This is a genomic window from Bradyrhizobium sp. Ec3.3 (assembly GCF_000472925.1).
Classification (GTDB): domain Bacteria; phylum Pseudomonadota; class Alphaproteobacteria; order Rhizobiales; family Xanthobacteraceae; genus Bradyrhizobium.
Genome location: NZ_KI421479.1, coordinates 313,821 through 325,429, shown reverse-complemented (window position 1 = coordinate 325,429; position 11,609 = coordinate 313,821). Strand labels below are relative to the sequence as shown.

Genomic DNA, 11,609 nt, shown 5'->3' with positions numbered 1-11,609 from the left:
CAGCGCCCATGAGCAAGATGACCCCGCAGGAGATGGCCCAGAAGATCGGCTCCGGCCTCCTGTCCTTCCCCGTCACGCCGTTCAAGGCGGATTACTCCTTCGACGAGGCGACCTACCGCGCCAACATGGACTGGTTGTGCGGCTATGACGTCGCCGGCCTGTTCGCTGCCGGCGGCACCGGCGAGTTCTTCTCGCTGACGCCGACCGAGGTTCCGCAAGTGGTGAAGGTTGCCGTCGACGAGACCAAGGGCCGCGTGCCCGTGCTCGCCGGCACCGGCTACGGCACCGCGACCGCACGCGAGATCGCGATCGGCGCTGAAAAGGCCGGCGCCGACGGCCTGCTCCTGCTGCCGCCCTATCTCACCCATTCCGAGCAGGAGGGCCTCGCCGCCCATGTCGAGGCGATCTGCGCCGCCGTGAAGATCGGCGTCATCGTCTACAACCGCGACAATGCAATCCTCCAGCCCGACACGCTCGCGCGCCTCGCCGAGCGCTGCCCGAATCTCGTCGGCTACAAGGACGGCATCGGCGACATCGAGCTGATGACCCGCGTCTACACCAAGCTCGGCGACCGCCTCACCTATATCGGCGGCCTGCCCACGGCTGAGACGTTTGCCCTGCCCTATCTCGACATGGGCGTGACGACCTACTCGTCGGCCGTATTCAACTTCGTGCCGGAGTTTGCGACCAGGTTCTACGCCGCCGTACGCAAGCGCGATCATGAGGCCATTCACGCCGGCCTGAAGAACTTCATCCTGCCGCTGATCGCCATCCGCAACCGCAAGAAGGGCTATGCGGTCTCGATCATCAAGGCCGGCAAGAAGGTGATCGGCCGCGACTCCGGTCCGGTCCGCCCACCGCTCACTGATCTCACCGAGCAGGAGATGGCGGAACTCACCGCGCTCGTGCAAAACCTGCCCGCCGCGCAATCGGCACAACAGGCGGCAGAATAGCGAAACGAAAAAAGGGAGGAGCAGCCGATGGTCGAAGTCTCCAGCGCGTCAGTCGCCGGCGCACCAATCGTCACGTCGATGCAGGTGATCCCGGTCGCCGGCCGCGACGGCATGCTCCTCAACTTGAGCGGCGCGCATGCGCCGTTCTTCACCCGCAACATCGTCATCCTCACCGACAACTCCGGTCACACCGGCGTCGGCGAGGTGCCGGGCGGCGAGAAGATCCGCAAGACGCTGGAAGACGCCCGCGATCTCGTGATCGGTAAGACCGTCGGCGCCCTGAACAACATCCTCGCCGAAATCCGCACCGCCTTTGCCGACCGTGATGCCGGCGGCCGCGGGAAGCAGACCTTTGACCTGCGCGTGATGATCCACGCCGTGACCGCGGTGGAATCCGCACTTCTCGACCTGCTCGGCCACCATCTGGGCCTGCCCGTCGCAGCCCTGCTCGGCGAAGGCCAGCAGCGCAAGAGCGTCGAGACGCTCGGTTATCTCTTCTTCGTCGGCGACCGCCGCAGGACGAGTCTCGCCTATGTCGAAGGCGAGACCGGCAAGCCGGACTGGTTCAATCTCCGCCATCAGGAAGCGATGACGCCGGAGACCGTCGTGCGGCTCGCGGAAGCGACCCACGATCACTATGGCTTTGCCGATTTCAAGCTGAAGGGCGGTGTCTTGCGCGGCGAGCAGGAGATCGAGGCCGTCACTGCGATCGCCAAGCGTTTTCCGAATGCGCGCGTGACGCTCGATCCCAACGGCGCCTGGTCGCTCGATGAGGCAATCCGGCTCTGCAAGGGCATGCACGGCATCCTCGCCTATGCCGAGGACCCCTGCGGCGCCGAAGCCGGCTTCTCCGGCCGCGAGATCATGGCCGAGTTCCGCCGCGCCACCGGGCTGCCGACGGCGACCAATATGATCGCGACCGACTGGCGCCAGCTCTCCCATGCGCTGCGTCTCGGTGCGGTTGATATCCCGCTGGCCGACCCCCACTTCTGGACCATGCAAGGCTCGGTGCGCGTCGCCCAGACCTGCCGCGACAACGGCCTGACCTGGGGCTCGCACTCCAACAACCACTTTGACATCTCGCTCGCCATGTTCACCCATGTCGGCGCCGCCGCCCCCGGCAACGTCACCGCGATCGACACCCACTGGATCTGGCAGGACGGCCAGGCGCTCACCAAGGAGCCGCTCCAGATCAAGGGCGGCAAGATCGCCATCCCCGACAAACCGGGCCTGGGCATCGAAATCGACCGGGCAGCCATCGAAGCCGCGCATGGCCTCTACAAGCAGCATGGACTTGGTGCCCGGGATGACGCTATTGCCATGCAGTACCTGATCCCCGGCTGGACCTTCGACGACAAGCGTCCTTGCCTCGTGCGCTAAAAACTTTCCTGGAGGAAAAAGATGACTGCGATCCTGAAGAATTTCATTGGCGGTGAATGGGTCGACGGCTCCGGCATCACCAAGAACATCAACCCCTCCAACACCAACGACGTCGTCGGCGAATATGCCAAGGCCGACAAGGCGCAGACCGAAAAGGCCATCGCGGCTGCCAAGGCCGCTTTCCCGGCCTGGGCGCGCTCGACGCCGCAGGAGCGCTTTGACGCGCTGACCAGGATCTCGACCGAAATCCTCGCCCGCAAGGAAGAGCTCGGCCGCCTGCTCGCCCGCGAGGAAGGCAAGACCCTTCCCGAAGGCATTGGCGAGGTCGCCCGCGCCGGCCAGATCTTCGCGTTCTTCGCCGGCGAAGCGCTCCGCCTGATCGGCGAGAAGGGCGCCTCCGTGCGTCCCGGCCTCGAGGTCGAGATCACCCGCGAGCCGGTCGGCGTCATCGGCATGATCACGCCCTGGAACTTCCCGATCGCGATCCCCGCCTGGAAGATCGCGCCCGCGCTCTGCTACGGCAACACGGTGGTGTTCAAGCCGGCCGAGCTCGTGCCGGGCTCCGGGCACGCGCTGTCCGAAATCATCACCCGCTCCGGCATTCCGGCCGGCGTATTCAACCTCGTCGTCGGCTCCGGCTCCGTGGTCGGCCAGACCTTGCTCGACCATCCCGACGTCGCCGCGATTTCCTTCACCGGCTCTGTGCAGACGGGGCGCAAGATCGCGCAGGCCTGCGTGCTCTCGAACCCCATGAAGAAATTCCAGCTCGAGATGGGCGGCAAGAATCCGCTGGTCGTGCTCGACGATGCGGACCTCAAGACCGCCGTCGAGGTCGCCGTCAACGGCGCCTATTTCTCGACCGGCCAGCGCTGCACGGCGTCCTCGCGCCTGATCGTCACCGAAGGCATCCATGACCGCTTCGTCGCGGCGATGGCCGAGCGCCTGAAAGGCCTGTCGGTGGACGACGCACTCAAGGCGGGCGTCCATATCGGCCCCGTCGTCGATCAGAGCCAGCTCGACCAGGACCTGCGCTACATCAAGATCGGCCAGGACGAAGGCGCAAAGCTCGCCTGGGGCGGCGAGCTGCTCAAGCGCGAAACGCCCGGCCATTATCTCCAGCCGGCGCTGTTCACGGAGGCCAACAACAACATGCGCATCGCGCGTGAGGAAATCTTCGGTCCCGTCGCTGCAGTCATCCGCGCCAAGAACTACGAGGAAGCGCTGGCGATCTCCAACGACACCGAGTTCGGCCTCGCCTCAGGGATCTGCACCACCAGCCTGAAATACGCCACGCATTACAAGCGCAACAGCGAGTCCGGCATGGTGATGGTCAACCTGCCGACCGCCGGCGTCGACTATCACGTGCCGTTCGGCGGCCGGAAGGGATCGAGCTACGGCGCCCGCGAGCAGGGTTCGTACGCCCGCGAATTCTACACCACGGTGAAGACCGGCTACACATTCCCCGGCTGATGATGCGATCGTAGATATCGTAGGGTGGGCAAAGCGAAGCGTGCCCACCGCTTATGTTCGGTGTGAAGCATGGTGGGCACGGCGCGTTGCGCCTTTGCCCACCCTACGACTTCAAGTTCTGAGGCAAGAGCAGATGGACCAGTCAGTCGCAGCGAAAGAGCAGCCCCGCTACATCAAGCTCAACGAGCGCGACAATGTCGCGATCGTGGTCAATGATTTCGGGCTTCCCGCCGGCTCCCGCTTTGCCTGCGGGCTGACGCTGCGTGCCTTCGTGCCGCAAGGCCACAAGACGGCGCTGGTCGATATCGCGCAAGACGCGCCGATCATCCGTTATGGCGAGGTGATCGGCTATGCTCTCTCCCCGATCCTGGCCGGCGAATGGGTCGACGAGGCGCGCATCCGCATGCCGGAGGCGCCTGCGCTCGACAAGCTCGAAATCTCCACCGCCGTCCCCGCCCCGCTGCCCCCGCTCGAAGGCTACACCTTCGAGGGCTATCGCAATCCGGACGGCTCGGTCGGCACCAAAAACATCCTCGGCATCTCCTCCTCCGTGCAATGCGTCAAGGGCACGATGGAATATGCGGTCAAGCGCATCCGCGCCGAGCTGTTGCCGAAATATCCGAACGTCGACGACGTCGTTCCCCTCACCCATGCCTATGGCTGCGGTGTCGCGATCACCGCGCCCGACGCGGTGGTGCCGATCCGCACGCTGCAAAACCTCGCGCTGAACCCGAACTTCGGCGGCGAGATTCTCGTGGTTGGCCTGGGCTGCGAGAAGCTCGCGCCCGAGCGGCTCGTGCCTGAGGGCGTCAATGACGCCATCGTACGCATGCAGGACGAAGCCTTCGACGGCTTTGGTGCGATCGTCGATGCGATCATGACCCAGGCCGAGGCGCGCCTGAAAATTCTCAACGCGCGCAAGCGCGAGACCTGCCCCGCCTCCGATCTCGTCATCGGCCTGCAATGCGGCGGCAGTGACGCCTTCTCCGGCGTCACCGCAAATCCCGCCGTCGGCTACGCCGCGGATCTGTTGGTGCGCGCCGGCGCCACCGTGATGTTCTCGGAAGTCACCGAAGTGCGCGACGCCATCCAGCTGCTCACCCGTCGCGCGATCAACGAGGACGTCGGCCGCGCGCTGGTGCGCGAGATGGCCTGGTACGACTCTTACCTCGCGCGCGGCGGCGCCGACCGCAGCGCCAACACCACGCCCGGCAACAAGAAGGGCGGGCTTGCCAACATCGTCGAGAAGTCGCTCGGCTCGATCGTCAAGTCCGGCTCGAGCGCCATCACCGGCGTGCTCTCGCCCGGCGAAAAGGCGACGCAGAAGGGCATGCTGTTTGCGGCAACCCCTGCGTCCGATTTCATCTGCGGCACGCTTCAGCTCGCCTCCGGCATGACGCTGCAGGTGTTCACCACCGGCCGCGGCACGCCTTACGGCCTCGCGGCCGCCCCCGTGATCAAGGTCGCGACGCGCAGCGAGCTTGCACGGCGCTGGAAGGACCTGATCGACTTTGATGCCGGCCGCATCGCCACCGGCGAAAAAACCATCGAGGAAACCGGCTGGGACCTGTTCCGCCTGATCCTCGACGTCGCCAGCGGCCGCACCAAGCCCTGGTCGGACCGTTGGGGCATCCACAACGACCTGACGCTGTTCAATCCCGCGCCGGTGACTTAAGTCGCGAATTCAGACGCGGGCAGCACGCTCAGGCGTCGTCGCCCGGCTTGACCGGGCGATCCAGCATTCCAGAGACCGTGACGAATACGGAGAAGCCGCGGCGTACTGGATTCCCCGCTTGCCGCCTACGCTAAAGCTTCGGCGAGCCAACGTTGCAAACCCCGGCGAAGCCTTGGCGTAGCCGGGTCGCGGGGAATGACGGCGGAGTGAAAGGCAAAACGCCGGCGATGCGACGCACCTTTCAAATCGCCTCCAACCCCCGCACTTCCTTTTCCGCGACCTTCACCAGCGGCTTGACCGCCTGGTCCTCCCGGCCGAGCACCACGCCCGAGGCCAAGGCACGCGCACGCCCTTCATGGCGTGGCGCCCGCGCCTTGAGCGCTGCGTCGACAGCCATGTCGCGATGCGCGACAAAATCGTTGAGCGAGCCAAACGCGTTCTGAATCTTTTTCAGATGCCTGGACAACGCTGCCACCTGCTTCCGTTCGCTCCGAGACTGAAAAAGACTTTCAAAGAACTCGATCGCATATCTGATCTTCTTGGCCCTGATGCGCAGCTTGTGCCGCTCCTGGGCAGACATCTCGTCGAGATGCCGTCCCTGCTTGCGCAGCTTCTTGATGCGGCGATGCAGCAGCCTGCCGGCGAATTTGCGGATCGGCGTCTTCGCATCTTCAGTCGCAATCGTTTGGTCGGCCTCGATCCATTGCAGCGTATCGACCAGCAAGGACCGGTAGTGCTGCGTGTTGACGGCTTCTTTTGCGCGCGCGAAAGCGCGCTCGCGCCTGGCACAGAACTCCTTCTTGATCGCCTTGCCGCCCCTGCGCAACAGCACGTCGCGCGTGGCAGGCTCGATATTCTCCGTCACGAAGACATCGAGCTCACGTGCCGGCGCGAGTTCGTTGGTGAGCCACTTCAGTTCCTGCTTGATCCTGTCCGTGCTCGCCCCGGACAGGACCTTCGAGAATAACGAGATCGCCGCGCGCAGGCGGCGCAATCCCACCCGCATCTGGTGAATTCCTTCCGGATCGCCATTGCGGACGGCGTCGGCGTTACCCGAGAAATGGCGTATCGTTGCGCGACCGATGGTCCGGAAGGCATCACCCGCATTCAAGTCGGCGTTCAAGGCGATGCTTGCGGCGGAAAGAACCGGATGCTCCTCGCCGCGCGCAAGAGCATAACCCCGGTCCGACTTCGATCGCAGATCGAGCTCGGCTTGCGATTTCCGTTCGATCGACCTCGCGACGCGGAACAAATCGACAAGCAGGCCATTCTTGAGTTCCAGTTCAAGCTCCTCGACCGGGCTGGAGTGTTGCCCGGCGACGATACGTCCACGATCGATGGCGAGTTCGATCTCACTTTTCCTGGTGCGAAGCGGCAACGTGATGCGGTGCACCGATGTCTCGAACACGGGTTTCAGCTTGCGACGCAACTTCCCGGATGCAAACGGCTCGAGCGGAGTGCCCTGCGCCTTGCCGAGGTTCGGCGCACCGTTCTTGATCTCCGCCTCCCATTCGCCGCGGCCGAACTGCGCACCGTTGGCCGATTTGACCGTCTGGACGTGCCTGTCGCCGTCATCGCGCACGCGCAGCGTGAGGCCGTGCCGTTTCAGCTTGCATTTTCTGGTATCGAAGTATGTCGACACCAGATCGTTCTCGGATCGCGGTCCGATCTTGCCGCCCGCCATGCGTCCGCTTGCCAGCGCCTTGAAATGGCGCGTGGGCACACGGAGTTTCAGTTCCGTCTCGACAGCCATCGTGCTCCACCTGTCTGCTGCGGCGGATAACGCACGAGATGAGGTTAAGTACCGTTCGAAATACTCGGCCGTTGGGACCGGCTGGGACACCGACCTCTCCCACTTCAACCGGACTTTTCGCCGCAGCTATGACGCGACGCCATCCGATCTCCGCAATCTGGCGCATGAAGCGCGACGACGCTTGTTCGCGTGCGACAGGCTTCACGAAACAGTCCTGAAACATAACAGCGGCGCGTTTCCGAATCGCTTCGTCACTGCCGTCCCTCGCAACCAAATATCTCCGCTCACACTTCGCAGATTTGCGAACCTCTTCCGGCGTCATCGCGACCAACCCTGCGATTGGTTATTTTTCCAAGGAGAATTGAAATGCGGATTCTTTCGATGATTGCCGTTGCCGGCGCGATGACCGCGAGCACTGCCGGCGCATTTGCTGGCGAGCTTCCCTCTTACGAAGTGAAGTCATTTCCAATTTCGGCGGCGCAAGTGCAGTTGCTCGGCGCCGTCGGCGTTCAGGAGCAGGTCGCCACGCCGATGCTGACCGCCGCAGGCATGCCCGCCTCGCCTGCGCAGATCGCGGTGCTGTCGCCGCACGTCAGGGTGCTCGCAAGCGCGACGAGCGAGCAGCGCTAGCCGACGACATCGTGGCGCACCACGCCGTCTTCACATTCACGCATCCGCGCGCCGACATCAATCTGCGCGCGCTGCACTTAGATCCAGATCAGACCGCGCATTGGCTGCAGCGCCTCAGGTCATGCTGCCCGGCATGAAGCAGCGGACGCGTGGATGGCCGTCGACATAGTGCTTCCAAACCATGGTGCGGCCGATCTTGTTCGGCTCGGTGATGACGGCGCCGTCAGGCACCACGACCCATTCGTCGTCGATGTGCACGCGATAATGGCCGTTGTCGGACTCCCAATCGACGTCGGCCATGACGTAGCCATCGGCGTCCGAGCAGCATTGCCCGTATTGGCTGTGCAGGCTCTCGAACCAGGGCTTGAGCGGTGAATTGGCATAGCGCCCGTCGTCGCGCGCGAACGCGGTCGTAGCCAGCATGATCACGCCAAGCACGAGTGCGGCACAATGTCTTGCAAACATTCCTTCGTCTCCGCGGGTCGGTGTCACCGCGGGGCGCAAGCGCCGCTATTCGTCTGCCACGGACCGGCAGGCGTGGAGAAATAGCGATTCGCTCCCCCAGCAGCTTTCCCGACCACTATGCAAAACGGGCGCCAAAACACATTCCGGGGAACTACTGTTGGGGACATCGGCGGCGTGCGCCTTTGGACTCATGCAAACAGGACTGCATTCCCATTAGCTGTCGCTTTTCGCCGTCATTGCGAGCGCAGCGAAGCAATCCAGAGATTTATCCGCGGAAAGATTCCTGGATTGCTTCGCTGCGCTCGCAATAACGAGATCGGGGCGCGTGCGATCCACGACTCCAACTGTCATCGCCCGCCTTGTGCGCAATTGCGCACTGGGGGCGGGCGATCCGGTATTCCAGAGGCAGTGCGAGGATACGGAGAAGCCGCGGCGTACTGGATTCCCCGCCCTCGCGGGGAATGACAGCGGTGTGCGGGGAAAGACCTGAAACCAACGACCCGGGCGACCAGCGTCGCGGCGCGCGCCCTACTGCTTCATCGGCGCCATCATCGCGCCGCCCTTCTTCGCGGCGGGCGCTGGCGGCTTTGCGGCGACGGCTTGCGCGGGGAGATATTTTGCGACGATGGCAGGATCGAGCTGCGCGATGTTGGCATCCGGCAGGCGCGTCCAGGTCTCGTCCTTGCCGAGCAGCGAGATGCCGAGATAGCCGCGCAAGGTGAGCGTCTGACCATCCGGGCTGACCTTCATGTTGGCCTTCCAGATGTTGCCGTCGCGCGGATTGAGCACGTTGCCGCCTTCGTACTTCAGGCCATCACGCTTCATGTCGCGTACAAAGGACAGGCCGAGCACCGGCGCATTCTTGCGATCATCCGTGCATTTGGTGCAGGCCTCGTTCGGATCATCGCCCGGACGCGGGAAGGTCTTTGCGATCACACCTTCGAAGATGCCGTTGTGGTCGATGAAGAGAAACCACCCGACCTGCTTGCCGTCCTCGATCTTCTGCCAGAGGCCCGCAGCCGTGGGCTGCTGGGCCTGCGCTGCGACGGGCCGCGGCATCGCGAGCGACAGCGCGAGGCCGAGCGCGACGAGCGAGAGCAGTCGGAAGCTGGAAAAGATATTCCGCATTATGATCACCTGGTTAACCCACGACTGGAATGGCCGCAGACTAAGGCTATTTCGCGAAGGGTTCCAGCACCAGAAACATGGGAGAGATGCTCTCCCCGTTCCGGCCCGGATCAATTGACTCCGAGCTTCTTTTGCAGGCTGGACGAGGACGTCGTGTACTGGAACACCAGCCGCTTCTCCGGATAGACGTAGCGATGGGCTTTTTGCGCCATGAGCGCGCCCTCGTGGAATCCGCACAGGATCAGCTTGATCTTGCCCGGATAGGTGTTGATGTCGCCGATCGCGAAGATGCCGGGGACGTTGGTCTCGAACGCTGATGTCTCGACCGGCACCAGATTGTTCTCGAGCGCAATGCCCCAGTTCGCGACCGGGCCGAGCTTCATGGTGAGCCCGAAGAACGGCAGCATGGTGTCACAGGCGATCTCGGTGACGCTGTTGTCGTTGCCCTTGATCGTGGCGCCGGCGAGCTTGCCGTCAGAGCCGGACAATGCAGTGACCTGACCAAGCTTCAAATCCATCTTGCCTGCGGCCACCAGCGCGCGCATCTGCTCGACGCTGTGAGGCGCGGCCCGGAATTCATCGCGACGGTGCAGCAGCGTGATGCGCTTAGCCAGCGGATGCAGATTGAGCGTCCAGTCGAGCGCGGAATCGCCGCCGCCGACGATCAAGATCTCCTTGTCGCGAAACTGCTCCATCTTGCGCACGGAGTAATGCACCGAGGTGCCTTCATAGGCTTCGATTCCCGGCACCGGCGGGCGCTTGGGCTGGAACGAGCCGCCGCCGGCGGCGATCACCACCACCTTGCATTCGAACACCTTGCCGGCATCGGTGGTAACGCGGAACGCGGGATCGCCGATCTTCTCCACCTTCTCGACCATCTCGCCGAGATGGAAGGTCGGATGGAACGGCTTGATCTGTTCCATCAGCGCTCCGGTGAGGCCCTGCCCCGAGACATGCGGAATGCCGGGAATGTCGTAGATCGGCTTCTCCGGATAGAGCTCGGCGCACTGGCCGCCGACCTTGTCGAGGATGTCGACGAAATGCGCCTTCATGTCGAGAAGGCCAAGCTCGAAGGCGGCGAACAGACCGCAGGGGCCGGCGCCAATAATCAGCACATCGGTTTTGATCGCGTCGCTCATGTCGTCTCTTTATCGGTCGTTATCGGTTGGACGGCGCCCGGCAGGCAACGGAAAGGGCAGTTCCTGTCTAGCCAAGGCCGACGGCCCAGGGAAGGCATAAAAGCATTGGCCGCCTGCCGGCAGGGCTACTTGCCGGGACAGGATAACTGGGATGTAACGGCGGAGGAAATGACGGAGATCAACCGGTGAATGCACCAAGCCGCCTGGATTCAGCGCCGCGACTTGCGGATTTCCCCTATCGCCTCAGCGACAATGTGCGCTTCGGCGATCTCGATCCCAACCAGCACGTCAACAACGCCGTCTATGCCACCTATTTCGAGACCGGCCGCGTCACGCTGATGAAGGACCCGAAGATCGGGCTGACGCCGCCGGGGCTCGCCTGGATCATGGTGCGGCTCGACATCCATTTCCGCGCCGAGCTGCGCTGGCCGGGCACGATCGAGCTTGGGCTCGGCGTCGTGAAACTGGGACGGACGTCGGTGACCTTCGAGCAGGTCGTGTTCTCCGAAGGCAGATGCGTTGCCTCCGCGATTTCGGTCGGCGTCCTCATCGAAGAGGCCTCGCGGCGGCCGACGCCCCTCACCGCCGAGGTCATCGAGAAGCTCAAGCCCTGGCACAAGCGCGGCATCGAGGTCGCGCCGTCGAAGGTCTAGATTCTTTAGTTAGGCCTGCCGCTCCGGCGTCGACACCACGAGCCCGTCGAGCTCGTCGGACACCTTGATCTGGCAGGACAGGCGCGAGTTCGGGCGCACGTCGAAGCCGAAGTCGAGCATGTCCTCTTCCATCGGAGTCGGGCTGCCGACCTTCTCGCGCCAGGCTTCGTCGACATAAACGTGGCAGGTCGCGCAAGCGCAGGCGCCGCCGCATTCGGCCTCGATCCCGGGAATGGCGTTGCGGATGGCGCCTTCCATCACGGTCGCGCCGTTCTCGACTTCTACCGTGCGGGTTTCGCCCTTGTGGTCGACATAGTGGATTTTGGCCATGTGTGCTCGTGCTGCCGGAGTCTTGGGAATGAG

At 63.7% G+C, this 11,609-nt stretch carries 11 protein-coding genes; 6 read left to right on the top strand and 5 right to left on the bottom strand.

Annotated features, from left to right (window positions below; genetic code table 11):
* Positions 1–8 precede the first annotated feature (8 nt).
* From kdgD to garD, 4 genes are all read left to right on the top strand, one after another.
* A complete protein-coding gene (gene kdgD / locus YUU_RS0148775; protein WP_027528636.1) occupies positions 9–953 on the top strand; it encodes a 5-dehydro-4-deoxyglucarate dehydratase in 945 nt (314 codons plus the stop codon).
* 27 nt (positions 954–980) lie between these two features.
* Positions 981–2,333 carry a glucarate dehydratase gene (gudD, locus tag YUU_RS0148770; RefSeq protein ID WP_027528635.1) on the top strand — a complete coding sequence of 451 codons (1,353 nt, stop codon included), beginning with the start codon at positions 981–983 and terminating at the stop codon, positions 2,331–2,333.
* Between the two features lie 21 nt (positions 2,334–2,354).
* A complete protein-coding gene (locus YUU_RS0148765; protein WP_027528634.1) occupies positions 2,355–3,803 on the top strand; it encodes an aldehyde dehydrogenase family protein in 1,449 nt (482 codons plus the stop codon).
* A 133-nt stretch (positions 3,804–3,936) separates the two neighbouring features.
* Positions 3,937–5,478, top strand: a complete 1,542-nt coding sequence (gene garD, locus YUU_RS0148760) for a galactarate dehydratase (protein ID WP_027528633.1) — start codon at positions 3,937–3,939, stop codon at positions 5,476–5,478.
* Positions 5,479–5,719: 241 nt separating this feature from the next.
* Here the strand turns inward: garD and YUU_RS0148755 are convergent, their stop codons facing one another.
* The gene (locus tag YUU_RS0148755; protein ID WP_027528632.1) at positions 5,720–7,231 is read right to left on the bottom strand and encodes a CYTH and CHAD domain-containing protein; all 1,512 of its coding nucleotides are present in this window, start codon (positions 7,229–7,231) and stop codon (positions 5,720–5,722) included.
* A 366-nt stretch (positions 7,232–7,597) separates the two neighbouring features.
* Between YUU_RS0148755 and YUU_RS0148750 the strand changes: the two genes are divergently transcribed.
* The gene (locus tag YUU_RS0148750; RefSeq protein ID WP_027528631.1) at positions 7,598–7,861 is read left to right on the top strand and encodes a hypothetical protein; all 264 of its coding nucleotides are present in this window, start codon (positions 7,598–7,600) and stop codon (positions 7,859–7,861) included.
* Positions 7,862–7,975: 114 nt separating this feature from the next.
* On the opposite strand, the gene YUU_RS0148740 is transcribed toward YUU_RS0148750, so the two are convergent.
* From YUU_RS0148740 to YUU_RS0148730, 3 genes are all read right to left on the bottom strand, one after another.
* Positions 7,976–8,326 (bottom strand): hypothetical protein, encoded by a 351-nt coding sequence (locus YUU_RS0148740; protein ID WP_027528630.1) that lies wholly within the window; start codon positions 8,324–8,326, stop codon positions 7,976–7,978.
* 528 nt (positions 8,327–8,854) lie between these two features.
* A complete protein-coding gene (locus YUU_RS0148735) occupies positions 8,855–9,454 on the bottom strand; it encodes a DUF2147 domain-containing protein (RefSeq protein ID WP_027528629.1) in 600 nt (199 codons plus the stop codon).
* A 110-nt stretch (positions 9,455–9,564) separates the two neighbouring features.
* A complete protein-coding gene (locus tag YUU_RS0148730) occupies positions 9,565–10,593 on the bottom strand; it encodes an NAD(P)/FAD-dependent oxidoreductase (RefSeq protein WP_027528628.1) in 1,029 nt (342 codons plus the stop codon).
* A gap of 185 nt (positions 10,594–10,778) precedes the next feature.
* On the opposite strand from YUU_RS0148730, the gene YUU_RS0148725 reads away from it, so the two are divergent.
* Positions 10,779–11,246, top strand: a complete 468-nt coding sequence (locus tag YUU_RS0148725) for a thioesterase family protein (protein WP_027528627.1) — start codon at positions 10,779–10,781, stop codon at positions 11,244–11,246.
* A gap of 9 nt (positions 11,247–11,255) precedes the next feature.
* Here the strand turns inward: YUU_RS0148725 and YUU_RS0148720 are convergent, their stop codons facing one another.
* The gene (locus tag YUU_RS0148720) at positions 11,256–11,576 is read right to left on the bottom strand and encodes a 2Fe-2S iron-sulfur cluster-binding protein (RefSeq protein WP_027528626.1); all 321 of its coding nucleotides are present in this window, start codon (positions 11,574–11,576) and stop codon (positions 11,256–11,258) included.
* Between the last annotated feature and the right edge of the window lie 33 nt (positions 11,577–11,609).

Coding starts and splice junctions, on each gene's coding strand:
- kdgD (WP_027528636.1), top strand. CDS start 9: ATGAGCAAGATGACCCCGCAGGAGATGGCCCAGAAGATCGGCTCCGGC.
- gudD (WP_027528635.1), top strand. CDS start 981: ATGGTCGAAGTCTCCAGCGCGTCAGTCGCCGGCGCACCAATCGTCACG.
- YUU_RS0148765 (WP_027528634.1), top strand. CDS start 2,355: ATGACTGCGATCCTGAAGAATTTCATTGGCGGTGAATGGGTCGACGGC.
- garD (WP_027528633.1), top strand. CDS start 3,937: ATGGACCAGTCAGTCGCAGCGAAAGAGCAGCCCCGCTACATCAAGCTC.
- YUU_RS0148755 (WP_027528632.1), bottom strand. CDS start 7,231: ATGGCTGTCGAGACGGAACTGAAACTCCGTGTGCCCACGCGCCATTTC.
- YUU_RS0148750 (WP_027528631.1), top strand. CDS start 7,598: ATGCGGATTCTTTCGATGATTGCCGTTGCCGGCGCGATGACCGCGAGC.
- YUU_RS0148740 (WP_027528630.1), bottom strand. CDS start 8,326: ATGTTTGCAAGACATTGTGCCGCACTCGTGCTTGGCGTGATCATGCTG.
- YUU_RS0148735 (WP_027528629.1), bottom strand. CDS start 9,454: ATGCGGAATATCTTTTCCAGCTTCCGACTGCTCTCGCTCGTCGCGCTC.
- YUU_RS0148730 (WP_027528628.1), bottom strand. CDS start 10,593: ATGAGCGACGCGATCAAAACCGATGTGCTGATTATTGGCGCCGGCCCC.
- YUU_RS0148720 (WP_027528626.1), bottom strand. CDS start 11,576: ATGGCCAAAATCCACTATGTCGACCACAAGGGCGAAACCCGCACGGTA.